This is a genomic window from Trichocoleus sp. FACHB-40, assembly GCF_014695915.1.
In the GTDB taxonomy this organism is placed as follows: Bacteria; Cyanobacteriota; Cyanobacteriia; order Cyanobacteriales; family FACHB-T130; genus Funiculus; species Funiculus sociatus.
The window spans coordinates 55,825-78,066 of the sequence record NZ_JACJPF010000055.1; the positions used below are offsets into that span (position 1 = coordinate 55,825).

Annotated in this window: 17 protein-coding genes; 6 read left to right on the forward strand and 11 right to left on the reverse strand. The window is 46.0% G+C overall.

Annotation, left to right across the window (positions count from 1 at the left end; all coding sequences use genetic code 11):
• Position 1: 1 nt before the first annotated feature.
• The 3 genes from H6F63_RS12390 to H6F63_RS12400 are packed head-to-tail and all read right to left on the reverse strand — an operon-like array spanning position 2 to position 2,958.
• The gene (locus H6F63_RS12390; RefSeq protein WP_190637745.1) at positions 2-646 is read right to left on the reverse strand and encodes a retron system putative HNH endonuclease; all 645 of its coding nucleotides are present in this window, start codon (positions 644-646) and stop codon (positions 2-4) included.
• Complete coding sequence (locus H6F63_RS12395; protein WP_190637747.1) at positions 643-2,025, reverse strand: AAA family ATPase; 1,383 nt, start codon at positions 2,023-2,025, stop codon at positions 643-645. The genes H6F63_RS12390 and H6F63_RS12395 overlap by 4 nt, the downstream gene beginning before the upstream one ends.
• 9 nt (positions 2,026-2,034) lie before the next feature.
• The gene (locus H6F63_RS12400) at positions 2,035-2,958 is read right to left on the reverse strand and encodes a metallophosphoesterase (RefSeq protein WP_190637749.1); all 924 of its coding nucleotides are present in this window, start codon (positions 2,956-2,958) and stop codon (positions 2,035-2,037) included.
• Between the two features lie 167 nt (positions 2,959-3,125).
• Between H6F63_RS12400 and H6F63_RS12405 the strand changes: the two genes are divergently transcribed.
• Positions 3,126-3,998: a hypothetical protein gene (locus H6F63_RS12405; protein ID WP_190637751.1), complete on the forward strand. Its 873-nt coding sequence runs from the start codon at positions 3,126-3,128 to the stop codon at positions 3,996-3,998.
• 105 nt (positions 3,999-4,103) lie between these two features.
• Here H6F63_RS12405 and H6F63_RS12410 read toward each other — a convergent pair whose 3' ends face one another.
• Together H6F63_RS12410 and H6F63_RS12415 are read right to left on the reverse strand one after the other, a co-directional pair.
• Positions 4,104-4,262 carry a hypothetical protein gene (locus H6F63_RS12410; RefSeq protein ID WP_190421004.1) on the reverse strand — a complete coding sequence of 53 codons (159 nt, stop codon included), beginning with the start codon at positions 4,260-4,262 and terminating at the stop codon, positions 4,104-4,106.
• A gap of 207 nt (positions 4,263-4,469) precedes the next feature.
• Entirely contained in the window at positions 4,470-5,186 is a 717-nt protein-coding gene (locus H6F63_RS12415) for an N-acetylmannosamine-6-phosphate 2-epimerase (protein ID WP_190637753.1), read from the reverse strand.
• On the opposite strand from H6F63_RS12415, the gene cobN reads away from it, so the two are divergent.
• Positions 5,181-9,182 carry a cobaltochelatase subunit CobN gene (gene cobN / locus H6F63_RS12420; RefSeq protein ID WP_190637755.1) on the forward strand — a complete coding sequence of 1,334 codons (4,002 nt, stop codon included), beginning with the start codon at positions 5,181-5,183 and terminating at the stop codon, positions 9,180-9,182. The genes H6F63_RS12415 and cobN overlap by 6 nt on opposite strands.
• Positions 9,183-9,288: 106 nt before the next feature.
• Here cobN and H6F63_RS12425 read toward each other — a convergent pair whose 3' ends face one another.
• Both H6F63_RS12425 and H6F63_RS12430 read right to left on the reverse strand, forming a co-directional pair.
• Positions 9,289-10,701: an ATP-binding protein gene (locus H6F63_RS12425; protein WP_190637757.1), complete on the reverse strand. Its 1,413-nt coding sequence runs from the start codon at positions 10,699-10,701 to the stop codon at positions 9,289-9,291.
• Positions 10,702-10,971: 270 nt separating this feature from the next.
• Positions 10,972-11,526 (reverse strand): heme NO-binding domain-containing protein, encoded by a 555-nt coding sequence (locus H6F63_RS12430; protein ID WP_190637759.1) that lies wholly within the window; start codon positions 11,524-11,526, stop codon positions 10,972-10,974.
• Positions 11,527-11,845: 319 nt separating this feature from the next.
• Between H6F63_RS12430 and H6F63_RS12435 the strand changes: the two genes are divergently transcribed.
• The gene (locus H6F63_RS12435; RefSeq protein ID WP_190637760.1) at positions 11,846-12,343 is read left to right on the forward strand and encodes a hypothetical protein; all 498 of its coding nucleotides are present in this window, start codon (positions 11,846-11,848) and stop codon (positions 12,341-12,343) included.
• A gap of 84 nt (positions 12,344-12,427) precedes the next feature.
• Here H6F63_RS12435 and H6F63_RS12440 read toward each other — a convergent pair whose 3' ends face one another.
• Together H6F63_RS12440 and dnaK are read right to left on the reverse strand one after the other, a co-directional pair.
• Complete coding sequence (locus tag H6F63_RS12440; RefSeq protein WP_190637762.1) at positions 12,428-13,432, reverse strand: J domain-containing protein; 1,005 nt, start codon at positions 13,430-13,432, stop codon at positions 12,428-12,430.
• Between the two features lie 86 nt (positions 13,433-13,518).
• Positions 13,519-15,594, reverse strand: a complete 2,076-nt coding sequence (gene dnaK, locus H6F63_RS12445) for a molecular chaperone DnaK (protein WP_190637764.1) — start codon at positions 15,592-15,594, stop codon at positions 13,519-13,521.
• Between the two features lie 127 nt (positions 15,595-15,721).
• Between dnaK and H6F63_RS12450 the strand changes: the two genes are divergently transcribed.
• Positions 15,722-17,101 carry a D-alanyl-lipoteichoic acid biosynthesis protein DltD gene (locus tag H6F63_RS12450; protein ID WP_190637766.1) on the forward strand — a complete coding sequence of 460 codons (1,380 nt, stop codon included), beginning with the start codon at positions 15,722-15,724 and terminating at the stop codon, positions 17,099-17,101.
• Positions 17,102-17,517: 416 nt separating this feature from the next.
• Here H6F63_RS12450 and H6F63_RS12455 read toward each other — a convergent pair whose 3' ends face one another.
• On the reverse strand, positions 17,518-17,910 hold the full coding sequence (locus H6F63_RS12455) for a hypothetical protein (protein WP_190637768.1): 393 nt from the start codon (positions 17,908-17,910) through the stop codon (positions 17,518-17,520).
• A 171-nt stretch (positions 17,911-18,081) separates the two neighbouring features.
• Between H6F63_RS12455 and pds the strand changes: the two genes are divergently transcribed.
• Both pds and crtB read left to right on the forward strand, forming a co-directional pair.
• Entirely contained in the window at positions 18,082-19,542 is a 1,461-nt protein-coding gene (gene pds, locus H6F63_RS12460) for a 15-cis-phytoene desaturase (protein WP_190637770.1), read from the forward strand.
• A 158-nt stretch (positions 19,543-19,700) separates the two neighbouring features.
• Complete coding sequence (gene crtB, locus H6F63_RS12465) at positions 19,701-20,624, forward strand: 15-cis-phytoene synthase CrtB (RefSeq protein WP_190637772.1); 924 nt, start codon at positions 19,701-19,703, stop codon at positions 20,622-20,624.
• A gap of 69 nt (positions 20,625-20,693) precedes the next feature.
• Here the strand turns inward: crtB and H6F63_RS12470 are convergent, their stop codons facing one another.
• Positions 20,694-22,148: an adenylate/guanylate cyclase domain-containing protein gene (locus H6F63_RS12470; RefSeq protein ID WP_190637774.1), complete on the reverse strand. Its 1,455-nt coding sequence runs from the start codon at positions 22,146-22,148 to the stop codon at positions 20,694-20,696.
• Positions 22,149-22,242 lie beyond the last annotated feature (94 nt).

Consider the following 22,242-nt stretch of genomic DNA (forward strand, 5'->3'; position numbering starts at 1 on the left):
ATTAAGGATAGTACGCCTTGAGGATATACGCGATCGCATCGCAAAATTCTTCGTATTGGCCATTAGCATCAGGTTGCTCGAAGCCTAGAAGCAGCTTCTGTTTTTCCTCATCTGTCAGGGAGTCAATGACTTCCAAGATATCTTCAATTGCCGCACGACGCATGGCATTCAGCTTATCAATATTAAGTCCGAGTTTATCAATTGTTGTGTGGGCAGCAGATTTTTTCGCTGTAACCTCTGTTGCTAGAATCTGTCCATCATCGGTATATCTGAAGAACTCCGCACAGTTCGCATCTAGAGGCGAAACCATAAGATGCTCGTCGTACCAATCATCTTTCTTACTTCCACAATGCAGGGGTTCCCTACGTTCTCTTTCTCTTTGGCATGAAGCCAATAAATTTGTGTACTCCAGTGCTAAGGTTGGATAAATTTTCCTGGGCTTTAGATGTTCGATATGGCTGGTGTCTCTGGTAATTCTCCTCCCGCAGTAGCAACAGATATAACCCTGCTCCCGCAACAAAGCATCATGCACCATTGGTTTCTGTGGTGTGCGTAGGTCATCCCAAGCAGGTGTCCAATCTTCGTTTTTCCGACCTTTCCATTTTGAGAAGTCTGTCGGTTCCTTACCCTTGTGGATGTATCTCACCGACTCAGAATCTCCTTGCGCCGGATGGACACACTTGCTTTGACTAACTCAGGCTCATCAGCTCCAATTTCATCAGCAATTTGTTGACGTAATTGCCTAGCACCATCAAGATCACCTTTGTCGATGAGTCGAAACAATTCAAGAAGATCGTCCTTAAATTCTTGGGGACGGGCTGGAACACCCATGAGGTCTTCTAAAATACGATTGCTGTCTCTCCCATAAGAACTTTCTGGACGTTTGGCAACAACTCCTTCAGATGTTGCTTCTAAAATGTATATTCCATTAGGTTTGACTTCGCTGATTACCTGTGGCGAATGGGTTGTGACAATGAACTGACAATTAGGAAATGTTCTTGTTAGTGCGGGAATAATTTCGCGTTGCCATTTCGGGTGAAGATGTAGTTCAATTTCGTCAATGAGAACAACGCCTTCGCCTTGGAGCGGATTTGGTAGACCAGGGTTTGCGATCGCTAACCGTCTTGCCAAATCTCCCACCATTGCCAGCAAGCCTTTTTCACCATCTGATAGCTGATTGACGATGAGTTCCTGACCTTGTTTCTTTGCAGTCATTCGCAAGGGCGATCGCCTAACCCGTAAGTTGGAGAAACCAGGCATTAATGAAGATATGGCTTGTCTTACTGCTTCTAACTGGCGATCGCGATAATCGGGATTGTCCCGCCGCTCTTCGTTCTCCACATCTTCCAAAGTTCTAAACCATTGGAAGAACCTTACATAGCCGATTTGTTTTTCCGTAAGTGCCTGAGCATACGCATCTATCTGATCAATAACATCAACCGGATAGATTACCCTCTTGGCACTGAGACTAGGAAATTGAGGTTGTAAATCCCCCTCATCATCAGTTTCTTCGTCTAAAATTCCTGTTAACGGATGTTGATTAGGAAGTTCTAAGCGAATATCAAGAACTGCACGATTGACCGGATAGTAAACTACAAGAGGTACTGTAGCGTTCGGGTTTATTTTTAACTGATTGTGAATATTTTCACTAAAGGCTTTTAACTGGATAATGTCAACGTTTGTCTCTATGTGCCGTTCTTGGTAAGTTGTAATTATAGACCAACTCACCTCTGGGAATCCGTCCCCTGAAATCGTTATTTCGGTGCGTATATTATTACACCCATTTTTGATATCTAGCCAAGTAAATGAAGGTACGATACTCTTTCTCTCCAGAAATTTGTAGTAGTCCGGGTTGAGTCGAATTAGCTCTATGAGAGGACAGAAGACAATAGCGAGACAGTCAAGGATACTTGATTTTCCCACTCCGTTAATACCGATGAGTACATTTGGCTCCTCTGTTTGGAAATCTAGCGTCAAATCGCTGATTCCCCGGAACGAAGTCATTTTTAGACGCTTGACTTTCATAAGTTTGAATTAAGCTGATTGAAGTGGAATAACACCTTTGTCGAAAACGCGGTTATTCGTGCCGATGCCGCTAATTACTATTTTGTCTGCAAACACATCCAATGCAGCAAAACTCAACTCACTGACAGAATGCGCCGTCCATTCTGAACGTCCAACTTTACGAACTCCTGCGCCAGCACCACAAGTTAGATAGGTAGTACCGTTAATAGACTTTGTGCGCTCATAGTTGTGGTCGTGACCGTTGATGTAAAGTTGCACGCGGTATTTTTGGAAAAGCGGAGTTAGTGTTTCAATAAAAGGTTCATTTACTCCGTATTCACCAGATGAGTAAATCTGATGATGACCAACAACGATTTTCCAAGGCGCATCGCTGCTGCTGAGTTCTTGTTCTAACCAAGTTAGTTGAGCCTTCCAGTCAGCATTATTATTGGTATCTAGAGCAAAAAAATGTACTGAGTTGCGCCGAAATGTGTAGTAACGTCGCCCCTGCATATTAAAGCCTGGATAATTAACTTGGGGGTCGCCGTTATCTGTGCGGATGTCGTGGTTGCCTAGAACAGCTTGAAATTTGACACCCTGTTGCAATAAAACTTGATAAGGGCGCTCAAAAACATCAACAATTTTCTCAATTTCACCATTGTTGTAGATGTTGTCACCAGCCAGGATTGCCAAATCAAAGGGCTTTAGCTGCTGATAACGAGTCATGGCTGCTGCTACAGCATATTGACCTTTTGCACCAGTTCCCGTGTCTGCCACGGACACAAAGCGCAGTCGCGGGGTTCCTAGCGTTGACTCAGGCGTTGCTGGTTCGGCGGCAAGATTGAAAGAGACAGCACTCGTAGCCCTTTGACTGCGGAATGCCTTTGCCAGAAAAGCTAGACCGAAACCACTGAGGGTACTTAAAACTAGAAAGTGACGGCGTTTAAGGGGCATAGATTAAAAGTTAAGTCAGTTGATGGCAAGTCAGATAAAAGCAGAATAGCAAAGTGGTAGATTAGGGCTGTGAAGGCAGCATCCGGTAAGAATCTACCGCGAGTAGCGCATACGCGCCTACGCCGGAGGCGATCGCAATTATTTTTGCTGCTTTTAAGGGAGATTTCATGTCAGAAGATCAAACAAATCAGCCAAATATACCACCAGCGCCGAAAAAGGTGACACCACCGCCTATCCGCCAATCGTTTCTGAAAGCTCAAAGCATTAAGATTCTGCGGGGGACAATTAGACTGCTTGAAGGGACAGTGGAGAAATTGGAGGAGCCACCAACGGCTACCTCCCAACTTACAACTGCCAAGCCAAGCCTTCTGGAACGTTTTTTAAGTTTGTGGAATGGCATTATAGGGATAATCCGCTCTTTGCTGCCAACATCGCTGAATCAAAAGCTTTCTGATACAGCTTTGAGTGGCGCGATCGCAGTCGTTCTCGTTCTACTACTCTGGACAACAACTACCCTTATACCTGGGACGACTGAAGTAGCTGAGGTTCCTCCCGCAGCAACACCTGTTCCCGAACAGATATCTTCTCCTGCACCAACGCCTGTTCCCGTTGCGCCTGTTCCGGAACCAACACCGCCTCCCGCCAACATCGACACACCTCCAGAATTAAAAGCGCCAGAAGCACCCCAAGCCGTGGAAATTGCCCCACCGCCTCCCCCGGTGCTAACCCCAGAACAAAAATTGATTGCTTCTATTCAAGATCAAGTTGCCCAAACTACTACCCAATATGCAAATGGGCTAATTGGGTCTATTCAAGCTAACTTTCCCGCTAGTCTTCTAGTCGTCCAAGTCAGTAATGCTTGGTACGACCTCAATTTATCCAAACAGGACAAGTTAGCAGGCGAAATGTTGCAACGCGCTAAAGAACTCGACTTTAGCAAGTTGGAAATCTCTGATTCTCAAGGTGCGCTTTTAGCTCGTTCTCCTGTGGTGGGAGACAAAATGGTAATTCTCAAGCGCCGCGTACTCGCCGCAGGTTAGGAACGTGGATTTAATAACTTACAGAATTTGCGATTGGTAAGGGCATGGCATTGTCATGCGCCTACCAAACCAGAGACGTGAAATTTCGCGTCTCTCTTTTTATATTTATCTACCTTCGACTGCGCGCACAGATTGGGGTGGTGTTCTAAAATCTAAACTCTGTTCTGGCAGCATCCAGGTAATCAGCAATCCCTGAATAGCACCTACTGCAACCAACGCCCATATAAAACCTGTCTTTTTTATGGCTCGTGGCAACGTGTTCATAAAATTACCCTAAGTAGTGCCTTCCGGCAATTCCGAATACTTTTTTTGACCACCAACTTAACTACGGTCATCTTCTGGTGGCATCTACCTATAGTAGTATATCCAGGAAATTACCTAGGTACTTAAGAAAATGTTGTGGAATTTGGTGAACTACTTAGGCTCAAATTATTAAAGTTCGATTTTATACATTGCCAATATGGCTAAGAACTATTTTTGGTGGCTATTAGGAAAAACAGCTCCGTAGGCTTTTACGTTAATATCGATACCTGTAATTGCCGTACCAACAACGACGGCATAGGCTCCCAGTTCCAGCGCTTGCTTTGCCATCTGGGGTGAGGCAATGCCACCCTCACAAATAGCTGGAACGTTTAGCTGTTCTACCATCTGGGTTAGTAAGTCAAAGCCTGGGGGAATTAGATGTTGTGTAGCAGGGGTGTAGCCGTAAAGGGTGGTGCCTACGATGTCTGCACCTGCGGCGGCGGCGGCTAGAGCATTCTCTATCGTATCCACATCTGCCATCACTGGCTTACCCAATTCATCGTGAATTCGGCTAATCAGTGTTTGTAGTGTCTCGCCATCCGGGCGATCGCGTAATGTGGCATCAATAGCGATAATGTCTGCACCAGCGATCGCGATCGCTTCCGCGTGATGAAACTGCGGAGTGATGTATACTTCGTAACCCGGTATTTGTTGTTTCCACAGACCAATTATCGGTAGTTTAACCTTTTCGCGCACTGCCTTTATATGAGCTGGCGTATCAATACGCACACCAACAGCGCCATTGAGAACAGAAGCGTGCGCGATCGCGGCAATAACTGACGGCTCGTGCAGCGGCGACTCAACCGGAGCCTGACAAGATACAATCAAGCCTTGACTCAAAGCGTTTAATATCTCGCTGCTACGGGGGAAAACAAAATCGTGCATCGTCTAGCCGCTACTCCTGGGGGATGGAATCCTCAAGCTGAGGGTGTCATTTTTATTGAGCAAACACCTGCTCCCATCGTCTTGCTCACCGCAGCGGATACCGATATTCAAACCCTCGCCGCCGCAGTATCCAAATTGCCAGACTCATTTCCGGCGCTACGAGTCGTTAATCTCTTGCAGTTGCAGCAACAACTCAGTATTGATACTTACGCTGAAGAAGTGCTAGAGCAGGCACAGGTAATTATTTTAAGGCTACTGGGAGGACGTTCCTACTGGTCTTATGGATTAGAAGTGGTGCGCCAGACAGTGGAAAGTACCCAGAAGTCGCTGTTTGTCTTACCTGGAGACGATCGTCCAGACCCAGATTTAATCAGCCACTCCACCGTAACTCTGGCATCTAGTAACCAGCTGTGGCTCTACTTTACCGAAGGGGGCGTAGAAAATTTCGTTAATGCCTTAAAATTTGTCGCTGATATTTGTCTGGGAAATACCTACAATCCTCCGCCACCGCAAGAAGTTCCCCGCGTCGGGGTTTATTGGGGGCTGGGGACTGGGGACTGGGGACTAGGTACTGGGGGCTGGGGACTAGGTACTAGGGACAAGGGACTGGGTAAGAGTTCTTCCAATCCCCAATTCCCAATCCCCAATCCCCAATCCCCAATCCCCAATCCCCAATCCCCAATCCCCAATCCCCAATCCCCAATCCCCAATCCCCAATCCCCAATCCCCAAAATTGGTATTTTGTTCTATCGCGCTCATTATCTAGCGGGAAATACAGCGCCAATTGATGCAATATGTCAAGCTTTAGCTGAGCGAAATTTAGAACCAATTCCCGTTTTTGTCTCTTCTCTGCGCGATCGCGATGTACAAGAAGAATTATTGCAATACTTCCAACCGAAAGACGGCGAGGAAATCCAGCTTTTACTCAACACCACCAGCTTTTCTATCTCTCCCCTGAACCCCAACGATGGGGCGGCTTCAATTGTCGATTCTTCCGACCTATCGGGAAAACCTACTCCTACCATTCCTTTATCCCTAGATATCCCTACTTTGCAGGTAATCTTCAGCGGCGGTACCGTGGAACAGTGGAAGAGTGGATTTCAAGGGCTTTCGCCGCGGGATATGGCGATGAATGTGGCTTTACCAGAGGTGGACGGGAGAATTATTAGTCGTGCAGTTTCTTTTAAAGCTGTGCAAACCCGAAATCCTCTGCTGCAAACGGATGTTGTGGTTTATGAACCTGTGCGTGATCGCATTCAATTTGTCGCTGATTTAGCATCTAACTGGGTACGTCTGCGCCAAACTCCACCACAACAGCGAAAAATTGCTTTAATTTTGGCAAATTACCCTAATCGCGATGGGCGTTTAGCTAACGGTGTCGGGTTGGATACTCCAGCAAGTTGTGTAGAAATACTTAAGGCTTTGCAACAGGCTGGGTATTGTGTGGAAAATATTCCCGCTACTGGGGATGAGTTAATTTCGCGTTTGACTGCTGGGGTGACTAACGATCCGGAGGGGCGAGAATTGCGTTCGGTGCAGCAGAGTTTGGCTTTTCAGGAGTATCAAGAGTATTTTTCTAGTTTGCCAGAAGCGGTGCAGCAGGGAGTATGCGATCGCTGGGGTTCGGTTTTGGAAATGCACCGCCCAGGCGCAGAGGACGCAGAGGAAGAGAAATTTTTTGCTGTTGCTGGTTTACAGTTGGGTAATGTTTTTGTAGGGATTCAACCTGCGCGTGGTTATGATATCGACCCTAGTTTAAATTATCATGCTCCAGATTTGGAGCCGCCTCATAGTTATCTCGCTTTTTATTATTGGGTGCGGCAAGTTTTTGGGGCTGATGCGTTTGTTCATGTGGGGAAGCACGGGAATCTAGAATGGCTTCCGGGTAAAAGTGTGGGTCTTTCAAGTAATTGTTATCCGGAAGCAGTGTTTGGGACTTTGCCTCACTTGTATCCTTTTATTGTTAACGATCCGGGGGAAGGTTCTCAAGCTAAACGTCGCGCTCAAGCTGTAATTATAGACCACTTAACTCCGCCGATGACCAGGGCTGAACTTTATGGCCCTTTGCAACAGTTGGAAGGTTTAATTGATGAATATTATCAGGCTGAAAGTTTAGATCCTTCAAGATTACCAGCGATCAGCTCTCGCATTGCCGATCTAGTTTTTCAGGAAAATTTACACCAAGATTTGAAAATCAAAAAAGAAGATAATTTTGAGTTGTCAATTTTAAATTATCTGGATGGTTATTTATGCGAATTGAAAGAGGCTCAAATACGGGATGGATTGCACATTTTTGGGCAATGTCCGCAAGGGCGACAACTGCGAGATTTGATAGTGGCGATCGCACGTCATCCCGGAAGCGATCGCAAAGGCTTAACGAGAGCGATCGCTCTTGATTCTAATCTAGATTTCGACCCTCTCACAGCAGATCCTTCTCAACCTTTTGTAGGACAGCCCTGTCCTACAAGATATCAGATTGTTGGCGATGTCATTGAGGCATTGGAAGAACAAGCCAGTGTGTTAGTAGAACAGCTGATGATGGGAAACCTCCCTAACCTCCCCGTCAACGAGGGAACCGTAAAAAGAGAATTAGACTGGATACGTCGCTACCTGCTCCCTTCCCTCCAACAAACCAACCAAGAAATCTCCAACTTGTTACGCGGGTTAGATGGGCGATATGTCCCCAGTGGCGCATCTGGCGCACCAACGCGAGGACGACCTGATGTTTTGCCTACTGGTCGCAATTTTTACTCAGTTGATATCCGGTCAATTCCCACAGAAACAGCCTGGAGTGTCGGACGCAAAGCGGCTGAAGCTTTAATTGAACAATACACGCAGGAACACGGCGAGTATCCAAAAACCCTCGGATTGTCAGTATGGGGAACGAGTACCATGCGGACTGGTGGCGATGACTTGGCGCAAGCAATGGCATTGATTGGAGTGCAACCAGTCTGGGATGGTGCCTCGCGACGAGTGGTAGACTTTGAGATATTGCCAGTCTCAGTTTTAGGTCGTCCCCGCGTAGATGTGACGCTGAGAATTTCTGGCTTTTTCCGCGATGCTTTCCCTAATTTAATCGATTTATTCGATCAAGCTGTAGCAGCAGTGGCGGCGTTAAAGGAACCAGCAGAACAAAACCCATTAGCAGCGCAAGTATCCCAAGAAACCGAGTTTTGGCAAAATTCCGGGTTGAGTCAAGAACAAGCCCAAATGCGATCGCGTTATCGCATCTTTGGTTCTAAACCTGGTGCTTATGGTGCTGGATTGCAAGGTTTAATTGAAGCACAAAATTGGACAGATGACCAAGATTTAGCTCGTGCTTACATCAACTGGAGCAGTTACGCTTACACTAGCACCCCTCTCCAACCTTTGACAGGGGAGCTTGGGGGGGTTAGCGCCCCAGAAGCCTTCCAGAAGCGTCTACAGCAAATGCAAATAGTATTGCACAATCAAGATAACCGCGAACACGATTTACTAGATTCTGATGATTACTATCAATTTCAAGGCGGTTTAACAGCAGCGGTTCGGGCTTTAACTGGCAAGAATCCGCAAACATATTTTGGCGATAATTCTCTTCCGGAAAATCCCAAAGTTCGGCAACTGGGCGAAGAAATTGCACGAGTTTATCGTTCCCGCGTCGTGAATCCTAAATGGATTGCTGGTGCTATGCGTCACGGTTACAAAGGCGCATTTGAAATGTCAGCAACAGTAGATTATTTATTCGCCTACGATGCGACAGCTAACTGCGTAGAAGATTTCATGTATCAAGGAGTAGCAGAGGCGTATTTGTTTGACTCCGCTGTACAAGATTTTATCCAGCAGAAGAACCCTTGGGCGTTACGAGACATGGCAGAAAGATTGTTAGAAGCCAATCAACGCGGTTTGTGGCAAAACGTTGATAAAGAAATACTGGAAAAACTGCGAAGCTTAGTTCACCAATCCGAAGCCGTCATTGAAGGTATGACAGCAATCGTTACAACTGATGAGTTAGGGTAGTTAACCTAGAATTAAAACAAATTAGGTGAATTTCAATGTCAACACAAATGGCTTTGACAGAGTTAGCCGAATATGGGATAACTACTTGCGAGTATGGCTCCCGAAGTTAACCAGCAGACATTCCTAAATGCTGTCGCACCGGAATCTTAATCCAGAACTCCGTACCTTTCCCAGGTGACGACACGCACCGCAGTATCCCTTTATGCTTCTGCACAATATGATAACTAATTGATAATCCTAATCCCGTCCTCTTACCTCCTGACTTCGTAGTAAAGAAGGGGTTAAATATTCGTTTTTTCATCTCTTCAATCATCCCTAGCCCATTGTCAGCAATCCGCACCATGACATAATATGGGTGCGCTGCCTCTGTGCGAATAGTTATCCGAGGAGCGTCAATTATTTTTCCACTGGCTGCTGACTCCTTAAAAGCATCAATCGCATTAGCAATAAGATTTATAAAAACCTGATTTAGCTGTCCTGCATCACACTCAACAGGTGGTAGTACGCCAAATTCTTTGACAATTTCAATGTCGGGATGCTCCTTTTTAGATTTCAGCCGATGCTGCAAAATTAGTAGGGCGCTATTAATTCCTTCGTGAATATTTACCCGCTTCATTCCCGACTCGTCAAGTCGGGCGAAATTTCGTAAAGATAGGACAATTTGACGAATTCTGTCCGCCCCATTGTTCATTGATTCCAGCACTTTTGGCATATCCTCAATGATAAAATTTAGGTCAATGTCTTCGCTATGCTTTTGAATTTCCTCAGCAGGCTTGGGATAAAATTTCTGATATAGGCGGATGAGTTCTAGCAAGTATTGTGTATATTCTTTGGCAGGATTGAGGTTGCTGTAAATAAAGCTGACGGGATTATTTATCTCATGCGCTACGCCAGCTACCAATTGTCCCAAACTAGACATTTTTTCAGCTTGAATTAGCTGAATTTGAGCTTCTCGTAGTTTTAGTAGAGTTCGTTCCAATTTCAAGCTTTGTGCCTGAGCAGTTGCGGCGAGTTCTTCTTTGACTTTTAGCGCTTCTTGAAGTTCTGACTGTTGCTGAGTTAATTGGTTTGCCAACTTCTTAGCATCGGACACCACGGTGTTTTGTGCCTGTAATAAGAAGAGAAAATCCCCAATCGGATCGTGAATTGCAAAGTCTTTGAGCTTAATTTTAAGTGGTTTTAAATCTGCTATATCTGTTACCCAGAGAGAGCCAAGGAAGAAGATGACATCTGACTCTTCTACGTACACTACCTGTCCTTTAAGTTGCATTCCATTATGCACAGATTCCAGAAGGAAGAGGGCGTGAGACTGTTTTCGGATGGCATCAAATTCAACTGCAACGGTGGGACGATTGAACCGAAAATGCTCTTCTATCTGGCTACCTACAGATAATCCGGGACAGGAACGCTGCAAAACGTCCCCAATCTGCACAATTTCTTTATGGCGATTGAAAACTAAATGGAAGGGGAAAATTTCTGCTAGCTGCTCCGGTGGTAAACTGAAACTTGGTGGAACCATAACAGGTTGCAATTCTAAAAAGTCTGGCTAAGTTTTTAAACATTCACAGACGCTGCTACTAACGTACAGTTCCACAGTTTTTGCCTTTAGTAGCTTACGTTTAGATGGAGAGCAGCCGGGAACGCTTGCCCTCAAGAATATTAAGTGAATTATTACTTAGCTGCCATTTTAAACGGATCTGCTATTTGGCTGCTTTTATATATAAGCTTTTATGGTATTATAAAATGGGTTTTGGTCTGCTTTCTCGAAAGTTCCCCTGACCACTTTAAACTATTCGTTTTCTTTGTAATCAATCGAGAACTCGTCCCGATCGCTTCCTTGTTCCCGGCTACTCGTCTGTTTAATATCCACCTCTGTATTAAATCGCGCTCCCAACCCCTTCACCAGCCCGATTACCATCGGAGCAAGTCCCTCTCTAGTAGATTGATAGTGTAAATTCAGAGAATCGTCTTCAATTTCTGTGCAGTCAAAAGAGGGTGGTTGAAGTTGAGGAAAGGTCAAACCAAGGCGAGCGTGCAAACTGTCTAGGTTCTGGAGAAATTCTGGTAGGTTGTCTCCCGCCATGTCCATCATTTCGCCATAGCCTTCTTTGGCTGTGTACAGCACCCAGTATTCTCCAAAAGCTTGCAGAATTTCTGAGGACGATATTGCCAGAATTTCGCTTGCTGCTTTAACTAAGCGATGGGTGACATCATCCGGATACCCATCCATGCTTATAAAAACATCGACGTCTAGCTGTGCCTTTTTTTTGATTTCCTCCCAGGTTTCTTCCCCGAAGCGATCGCACACCATATCTTGAATGGCTTTGTTCACCAATCCATACATAAAACTCTCCACGGTGAGCGAATCATTACTTCAATTCTAGTAAACATCTTAGGTGCTACAGATGTTTGGTAGGGCGATCTATATTACATAACACTACGCGCCATCACAGCGATCGCTTAAATGCTTGCCTTTTTTGCCCTTCCTCTTGTAGATGCTAAATGTCTAATAACATGATTTTTCATAACCAATTAGGCTCTTAACATTTATTATTACTAATAAATGTTAAGAGCCTAACGTTAAAAAAATGCAAGATTATTTCATATTTTTCTTCAAGCCTATTGGTTAAGCTAAAAGAAGACGCCAAAGGTGAGGAAATTCTATGACCGCTTTTTCTGGTGCTAACTTAAAGCGCTCGGCATGGCAAAGAACAGTCATGTTTACGCTGGCCTTCTGGCTAAGTGGCAGTCTGATTTTGGACTGGGTAATTATGCCCAGTATGTTTGCTACAGGGATGATGACTGAACCTGGATTCGCCACAGCAGCTTATTCAATCTTCTGGATTTTTAATCGTATCGAGTTGTTGTGCGCCGCTTTAGTATTAACAGGAATTTTGGTTCTAAACCGCACTCATATTGCATCTTATCTGGCAGGACGCAAAGTTATTTTCCTATCTTTGCTGTTGCTAACAATCGCCATTATTGATACATATTTCTTAACACCGCATATGAGTGCTTTGGGAATACAACTCAATCTTTTTGATGCTGTTGCCGAGACTCCGGCGGGTATGAATCAGCTACACGCAGGTTATTGGGTATTAGAAGCAGTGAAACTTATTGCCAGCGGTACGCTGTTAGGTTTGTGCGATCGCGATCGCTAATATAGGAATTCTAAACAAGTTGTAAAATATTTTACTCGTTCCTAGTCTCAGACTAGGAACGAGTATTTGTATGCTCTGCATCCATTAAACAGGAAGATCCAAACGAGGTTTAAAGGTTTCGATTTGGCGCAGCTTTTCGTAAAGTTCCCGTTCCTGGGGGCTGACAGATGGGGGAACCGCAATTTGAATCTCGACTAACTGATCGCCGCGATTACCATTACCAGTAGGGTAGCCTTTACCAGCCAGACGCAGACGCTTCCCGTGTCCGACACCGCTTGGAACCTTCATTTTCACCATACCATCGAGAGTCGGAACTTCCACAGCTCCTCCCAACACCGCTTCACTCGGCGTAACTGGTAATTGGCAGAAAATATCTGACCCTTCTAGTTTAAAGAAAGGGTGGGAGGATACGGTAATTTTCAGATACAAATCGCCACCACCAATGCCTTGATTTTTTAACCGGATGCGTTGCTGATTTAACATTCCCGGTGGCATATCAACTTCCAGACTTCGCCCATCTTCCAGACGAATTCGTTCTCGCCCTCCCTGATAAGCTTTTTCTAGTGGCATCGTTAATCTAGCTTCCACATCCCGACGAGTTTGGCGTGAAGGAATAGTGTAAGCGGTTCTGGTGTTGCCGGGGCGAAATTCGTCAGAGGCAGCAACTCTAGGGTTTGTACTGCTTGGAGGCGTTTGTGCCGTCTTTGTTTGGCGACGACCTAACAAAGTATCGACAAAGCTGGGAAAGTCCGGATACTCCTCATAATTTAATTCTTCAGTGGAACTGCGACCATTCCCACTGCGATCGCTCCAACTTTTCCCAGTTGTAGTTTTTCCCGTCCTTCTGGTGCCAAATCCTCTCTGGTTCCAGAAACGACTGAACTTATCGTACTCAGATCGCTTAGCCGTATCGGAGAGAATATCGTAGGCTTCACCGATTTCCTTGAACTTTTCTTCTGCTGTTTCATCTCCCGGATTAACATCGGGATGATACTGCCTCGCTAGCCGTCGATACGCCTTTTTAATTTCTTCACCGGTAGCATCTCGATTCACACCTAGAATCTGGTAGTAGTCCCGAAAATTTTGCATACGTCTATTTTTGATTTTAGAAATTAGTTTTTAGATTTTAGATTGTAGATGGCAACCCAAAATCTAAAATCCCAAATCCCAAATCCTTAGAGCCAATCATCATCATCATCATCATCCCAATCATCATTAGGTTGGACTTTTCTGGAAGTAGGGCGATAGGAACTGCCGCTATCACGACTATACCGCTCTCTACCTGCACCTCCGGAGTAGCGACGGTCATCATCGCGATCGCGATACCGTATGTTTTCATCCCGATCGCGATCACGCAATCCCTCACCAAACAGCGAATCACCCTCTCCAGAGAACGTGCGCCGGATCGATCCAAAAAAGTCATCCTCATCCTCAGTCGCTTCCAGCCGCACCTCTCGGTTAAGCTCATAAAGGGCATCCTGAAGATCGCCTTGCGCCCGATCTATCGCGCGATCGTCGTCACGCTTCATGCTCTCGCGCAGTTCCTGAACTAAAGATTCTATGCGCCGCCGCTGTCCGGCTGCAAACTGCATCCCATAAGTCAGCGCTACTTCCCTGAGTTGCCGTTCTGCCTTCAGAACTTCCGCTTCAGCACGGTTGCGCTTCTCCACCCGTTCCCGTCGTTGTCTGTCTTCTGCGGCATATTCTTCCGCATCCTGAATCATCCGGTTAACTTCACCCTCACTGAGAGTAGAAGCCCCTTGAATAGTAACGCTCTGTTCTCGCCCGGTAGTTCTATCTAAGGCAGTCACCTGTAGAATTCCGTTGGCATCAATATCAAAAGCCACCTGAACTTGGGGGACTCCTCGCGGGGAAGGAGGAATGCCAGTCAGCTTAAACCTTCCCAGAGATTTATTATCAGATGACATTTCTCGTTCGCCCTGGAGAACGTGAATTTCCACCACCGTTTGGTTATTTTCCGATGTCGAGAAGATATCCGAACGTCGCACGGGTATAGTCGTGTTACGCGGAATAAGTTTCTTCGTCACGCCGCCGATGGTTTCTAAACCAAGGGATAGGGGAGTTACATCTAGCAGCAGTACATCCTTAACTTCACCAGCTAGAATTCCCGCTTGAACTGCCGCACCCACCGCTACCACTTCATCCGGGTTAACGTTCTCGTTTGGTTCTCTGTCAATTAAGCTGCGTACCAGCTGTCTTACCAGGGGAATCCGGGTACTCCCACCCACTAATACCACTTCGTCAATTCTGGATGGAGTGAGATTGGCATCAACTAAGGCGCGTTTTACAGGTGCCTTCAATCGACTCACCAAATCCCCACACAAACCTTCAAATTGGGAGCGAGTCAGCCTGGTTTCTACGTGTAAGGGGCCTTCCTCCGTGGCGGTGATAAAGGGGAGGTTAATATCGGTGACGCCGACCCCAGAAAGCTCAATTTTCGCTTTTTCCGCAGCTTCTGTGAGGCGCTGTAGGGCTTGGCGATCGCGTCTTAAATCTATCCCTTCTGTTTCTAAAAATTGTTGTGCCAGCCAGTCCACAATTTTTCTGTCAAAATCGTTACCGCCCAGCTGAGTATCACCGCTAGTTGCCTTAACTTCAAAAACTCCATCCCCTACTTCTAGAATGGAGACATCAAAGGTACCGCCGCCCAAGTCAAACACCAAAATAGTTTGACTATCTTTGCGATCTAACCCATAAGCCAAAGATGCAGCCGTTGGTTCATTCAGAATCCGTAATACATCCAGTCCGGCAATTCTCCCAGCATCTTTTGTTGCCTGTCGCTGAGAATCATTGAAATAAGCTGGAACTGTAATCACCGCCCCCGTCACCGGCTCTCCCAAGTAGCGACTCGCTTCCGCTGCCAACTTTTGCAGTACCATTGCCGCGATTTCCTCTGGGGCAAATTCCCGCTTGAGTCGAGGGCATTTTATTTTAACGTTGCCCTCCTCATCCTTGCGAATCGTGTATGGGACTTGCTTCGATGTCGGGGTGAGTTCGCTGTACTTGCGCCCGATGAAGCGCTTCACCGCATAAAATGTATTTTGCGGGTTGAGAACAGCTTGCCGTCGCGCCATTTGTCCGACGAGGCGTTCTCCTTCTTTACTGAAACCAACCACGGAGGGAGTAGTCCTCATGCCTTCTGCATTGGCAATGACAACGGGCTTGCCGCCTTCCATGACAGCTACTACTGAATTGGTTGTTCCCAGGTCAATGCCGACTACTTTACCCATGCCTAGTGTGTTCTCCTTGCCTTTCCTTGATATTTTGAGAACAAATGCTTGGATTTATTCTATCTTGCTGTCAGGGATTGCACGGTATTTGGCAACGCCAGAAAGTTAGTTGACTCCATGAAACTCTATGATTTTTGCCAACTTAAGCTTTTTTTACCGCTTTGCTGCCATAATGACAGGCTGCCTGTTATTTATTGGTTGTTCTCGCACTCACCTAATCCAAGCTACCCCTTCAAATGCGGTTGTCCAGCCTTTGGCGGCCACGACAGCGGCCAACATGAGCGATCGCTTGACGGAAGGAATAAATCAAGCTATGAGTGCTGCTCTCAAGGCTCAATCGGCTAAATCTGCCCAAGACTGGGATGAAGTTGCCGAAGGATGGTTAAGTGCGATCGCATCTTTGCAATCAATTTCACCAGATAGCCCCGAACGAGTCTACGCCCAAAAAAAAGTCACCGAGTACATGCGGTCTTTGGAGGTAGCCCAACAAAGAGCAGCGGCAACCAGCTATCAATCACAATACCCTACTTTTAATAACCAGTTGCTTGACAATCAGCTGGTACTTTATTTATCCTACGTGGCTGCTGTTGGCCCACCTGATATTTTAATTGTCGGCAGTTCCCGATCTTTGCAGGGTGTTGACCCCAGACAAATGCAGCAAGCTTTGGCAGCAAGAGGGATTTCGGGAAAGAAAATCTTTAATTTTGGGGTAAATGGCGCAACGGCCCAAGTAATTGATTTTTTAGTGCGGCGACTCTTGACACAAGACCAGTTGCCTAAATTAATTGTGTGGGCGGATGGAGTCAGAGCCTTTAACAGTGGACGAACCGATCGAACTTATAACCTTATTTTGGCATCTCCTGGTTATCAGCGCTTAATAAGTGGCGATCGCCCCCAGAGTAGTTCTCCACCAGATGACCCAAATACCATCCACGCTAAGAGTTTGAACAACTTAGTTGCACAGAATCAGATAAACAATGTTACTTCTAACAGTGTTAGTTCTTTCAACCTTTTGCCATCCAACAGTGAAAGAATAATAGCTCAGAACAATGTAGAAGGTCTGACTACTGACTATTCCATAGCTGCTGTTGACGCTAATGGATTTCTCCCGGTAAATATCCGTTTCAATCCGGTAATTTACTATCGCCAAAAGCCGCGAGTTGCCGGACTCTACGATGCTGATTATGCTGCATTCCAATTAGGAGGTAAGCAAGAAGTAGCTTTAAATAACATGATGATATTCGCCAAACAGCGGCGAATTCCTGTAGTTTTCGTCAACCTACCTTTGAGTCAGGATTACTTAGATCGAACCCGCCAAAGGTATGAGCAACAATTTCGGCGATATATGCAGCGACAAGCCACTGCTAAAGGATTTGTCTTTCTAGACTTATCTGGACAGTGGCGCAACCAAAATGGTTATTTTGCCGACCCCAGCCATCTAAATCGTTTTGGTGCTGCTGCTGTGGCAAATAGAATCGCCCGCGACCCCAGGATTCCTTGGCCTTGATAAGAATTTTTAACGCAAAGGTAAGCAATAATTTTCCCAGAATAATGCTGCTTCTTTGTTACGTAAAGCGATTTCTTTGGCGTTAAATTAAAGGTAAGCCGAAATGAGAGATACATGGGAATTATTAATTACTGGTAGTTTTCGATGAAGCTAAACGTCTAAAAAGTTATTTTAGTTGATAAAACAAGCGGACGAAATAACACTCTATGGGCAATTGCAACTGAGCGCATACTTAGCAAAAAGGCTCAGACAGGGAGCATCCCGTATTTGCACGCCCACAGACTGGAATCGCTAACTATTTTTGCAAAACATAAGATGCACCCGCTCAGGCATGGCGATATTAAACACCCAGCATTCCGCAATATAAGGGAATTTGCTAGTTTTTCGCGTCTAAAGAGCAGGTTTTTTATTTAAACCTAAAACTCCTGATCCTCATCATAAGAATTAGTATTTGACCACTGTTGAAAAGTGACTTCATGCTCATAATAAGCTTGAGGATTTGGCGGATAACAAAGAGTAAATTTAGTGTGCTTAATCCTCACTGTATCCTCCAAGCGGCTTTGAATCATAATCACTTTTTGTAATAGCCGCTTATAAACCACCATACTTGGACAAATTACCTCCAGTTCAGTCATCCCGTTGTCGTGACGAGTAATTCTCCATTCACAATGACTAAACAACGCTTTGAGCGAGCCATTAAGCTTTAAATACAGGCGGTGTCGTTGATCCCGTACTGCCGCCAGCTCTCTAGAGAGTGCTGTATCTTGCTCAGAGAGCGGTTGAGGTGCATCGGGGTTGTCTTGACTCATCTGTTGCTAGGGACTGGAGATTGGAGAGGTGACTGGGGAGGAGGGAAAAATATCTTCCCAATTAGCAATTTCTAATTAGCACTTATTTTCGGCCTCTAGGTTTTGTTACGAAATGCAAAGTATAATGAGAGCGAGAAAACACGCTTTTCACCTATAAGGGTAGACCATCAAATGCGCGTTGCGATCGCTGGGGCGGGGTTAGCAGGACTTTCCTGCGCTAAATATTTGACAGATGCCGGACACACTCCCATCGTCCTCGAACGGCAGGACGTACTGGGCGGTAAAGTTGCTGCTTGGAAAGATGCTGACGGCGACTGGTACGAAACTGGGCTGCACGTCTTTTTTGGGGCTTATCCCAATATGTTGCAGTTATTCAAGGAACTGGATATCGAAGATCGATTGCAGTGGAAAGAACACACTATGATCTTCAACCAGCCCGAAAAACCAGGTACTTATAGTAGGTTTGATTTTCCCGATTTGCCTGCGCCCTTGAATGGGATAGTAGCAATTTTGCGGAACAACGATATGCTGACCTGGGGTGAGAAAATCCAGTTAGCTAAAGGTTTGGTTCCAGCGATGCTGCGGGGGCAAAAGTATGTTGACGAAACGGATAATTATACCTTTTCTGAATGGCTGAAGCGGCAAGGTGTAAGTGAGGAAGTACAACAAGATATCTTTATCGCTGCATCTAAATCGCTAAACTTTATCAATCCAGATGAGATTTCGGCTGTAGTTCTGCTAACTGCCCTAAGAGCCTTCCTTCAGGAAAAGAATGGCTCGAAAATGGCTTTTCTGGATGGCTCCCCGACAGAGCGGTTGTGTCAGCCGATGGTGGATTATATCACCGAGCGTGGCGGTGAAGTGCGCTTGAATGCACCAATTAAAGAATTTTTACTAAATCCAGATGGCACGGTGCGAGGATTTCTGATTCGCGGGTTGAATGGTGCTGAGGATGAAATTCTCACGGCTGATATGTACGTCTCGGCGATGCCTGTAGACCCCCTGAAGGTGATGCTACCCCAGCCTTGGCAAAAGATGGAGTATTTTCAAAAGCTGGACGGTTTAGAGGGTGTCCCGGTCATTAACGTGCATCTGTGGTTTGATCGAAAGCTGACGCAAATCGACCAATTGCTGTTTTCGCGATCGCCTCTTTTGAACGTATATGCTGATATGAGCAACACTTGTCGCGGTTACGCTAACCCGGATAAATCCATGCTGGAATTAGTTCTAGCACCTGCAAAAGATTGGATTAGCAAATCCGACCAGGAAATTATCGATGCGACGATGGATGAGTTGAAAAAACTTTTCCCCGATCATTTCGGCTGCGATAACCCCACAAAATTGCTGAAATATCACGTTGTAAAAACGCCGCGCTCAGTCTACAAGGCAATTCCAGGCCGTCAACAGTATCGCCCGTCACAAAAAACACCGATTGCAAATTTCTATCTGACAGGCGATTATACAATGCAGCGTTTCCTGGCAAGTATGGAGGGTGCCGTACTTTCTGGTAAGCTGACAGCGCAGGCAATTGTAAGCGATCAGTCCTTAGTCGCCGAGCGTCAGTTGCCAAGCGTCAGCAGTCAGTCATCAGTCGTCGGTCGTCAGGGAACAGCTGTCAAGTTGCCAAGTTGAAAGTTTGGGTAGGGATTTTCGTTCTAACAACCTTCCAACCTGGCAACATTCAAATTTGACAACACAGAACCCACAACTGACAACAGAGGACAGACAACTGGCAACAAACAACGGACAATAGACAACTAACAACTGACCCACTTTTCAGCCTGCAATGAATGCTGCAACTGTCTAAACTCCCCCGCATGAGAACGCTGGCCTCAACAGAGGATGCCTACGAACTCTGCCGTCAGATTACGGCTAAGTACGCGAAAACGTTTTATCCGAGTACGCTGCTGATGTCAAAACCCAAGCGGCGAGCCATTTGGGCTATCTATGCTTGGTGTCGGCTAACGGATGAACTGGTAGACGGCTCCGAAGCCGGAATTACAACCCCTGAAACTTTGGATCGGTGGGAACAACAGCTGGAATCGGTCTTTGCTGGCGAGCCAGTAGATGACCCAGATGTGGCGTTGGTGGATGCGCTGCAACGCTTCTCAATAGATATTGAGCCGTTTCGGGATATGATCGCCGGACAACGGATGGATTTATACCGCAGTCGGTACAAGACTTTTGAGGAGCTACATCTGTACTGTTACCGGGTGGCTGGTACTGTAGGTTTGATGTCAACATCTGTGATGGGTGTCGATACCAAGCAGTACGTGACACCTTGGAATGAAGATGCTTATGTTCCCACACAGCAAGCGATCGCACTGGGAATTGCCAGCCAACTTACCAACATCCTACGAGATGTTGGGGAAGATTCCCGTCGGGGCCGGATCTACCTCCCTCTAGACGAATTAGCCCTCTTTAACTACACTGAACAGGATTTAATCAATGGTGTGGTTGACGAGCGCTGGCGCGAATTGATGCGATTCCAAATTCAACGAGCGCGTAAATTTTATAGGGAGGCAGAAAAAGGCATCAGCTATCTGAGTCCGGAGGTTCGCTGGCCTGTCTGGGCAGCTTTAATGTTGTACAGCCAGATTCTTGATGCGATTGAAAAAAATGATTACGACGTATTTACCAAAAGAGCCTATGTCCCTACTCCCCGAAAGTTGCTGAGTTTGCCCGTCGCTTGGTTGCGGGCGCAAGCACTGTAAGAGTTTTGAGTTTTGAATTCAAAACTCCGGAGCAATGGAAGTCTAGGGCTTTGTAAAACTCAACGTTGTTTAACCATCTAGTTCGTAAATGGCTACAGGTTCTTCTTTGCCCTTGACTCTGACAAACTTATCTACTAGGCGCAGGGGAAAGGTTTTCGGATGCCGTAGGGCGGTGACGACTGGCTGCGTTAATAAAATGCTGCTGTCGTAGTTTTTGGTCAGGCTCTCTACACGAGCGGCTACGTTGACTGTATCGCCTATGACTGTAGAATCGATGCGGGAGCTGAAACCGACTGTACCCATGACTACTTCGCCCCGGTGGATGCCAATGCCGATGTCGATGGTTGGCAAACCTCGATGACTTCGCTCCTCATTAAATACTTTTAGTTGCTGCCGCATAGCTAAAGCCGCTATGAGGGCGCTGTCGGTCGCTTCATCGTCAAATAGCGCCATAATTGCGTCGCCAATATACTTGTCAATGAAGCCGCCTGTGCTGTCAATTACCTGCCCCATACAGGCAAGGTAATCGTTTAAAAAATAAAATGTTTCCAACGGTGTCATTTGTTCCGACATTGCTGTATAGCCGCGAATATCGGCAAACAGAATGGTAATAATGCGTGTTGAGGCGAAACCTACATGGATATTTTCGATGCCTTCGGGTGCAATCACCAATAGAAATTTTTCTGGCACGAAGCGATAAAACGACTCGATGGTTTTCTGGAATCTGTTGAATAAAGTCTGTAGCGAGGCTGACATTTCGTTGAAGGCGATCGCTAGTGCGCCAATTTCATCTCGGCGGTGGATTTCCGCGCGATGTTCTAAATCGCCTGCGGCAATTTTGGCAGCACTTATTTGCAGTCGCTGCACCGGGTTACTCAATTGCTTTGCCAAAAGGTATGCCCCGAAAAGCCCGAAGGAAAGTCCGAAAACCCCAACTAAAAAGGCTTTTTCCACTGCGTTCGCTACCGCTTGATTTACCTGCCGCAAAGACATCCCAATCCGCAAAGTTCCGATTTTTTGCCCTGATGAGTCGCGGATAGCTGCGGCAGTTTCAATTATTTTTTCCCCTCGACGCGCCCTTGTCTTGCTGTTGAAGCTAATATCCCGTAAAAGCGATGTTTCTACAACCAGAGTTTGATCATATACTTCCAGGGCAGATTCGGTAATTTCTACAGGTATAATATCCGGAAAAAACTGTTCTTGAAAATCGCTATGGCTGGCGGCAACAATTTGATTTGATAACCGCACATCTGAGATTAAAATGTAAACAAAATCTTGGTTTCTTCTAGCAAGTGAATTCACACCCAGCCGGATCTGTCCCCAGTTTTGATCCTGTAATTCGTTCGTCCAGGCATTAGATAAAGCTACCGTAAGTTGCTGAACTTCGCGCCGCTTCTGGTAGCGGTAAAGACGGCTCTCGTTCTTAGCCCACAGCCACACCATAGAGGAGACAATCGCCACAATCAGAAGTGTTGTGGCGGTCATAATTTGGGTGTGAATAGAACGGAACGCGGGAACCTTCATAATTGCTAGTTGCTAATTGCTAATTGCTAATTGGGAAAAGTTTTACCTAATCCCCAGTCCCCAGTCCCCAGTTCCTAATCCCCAATCCCCAGTC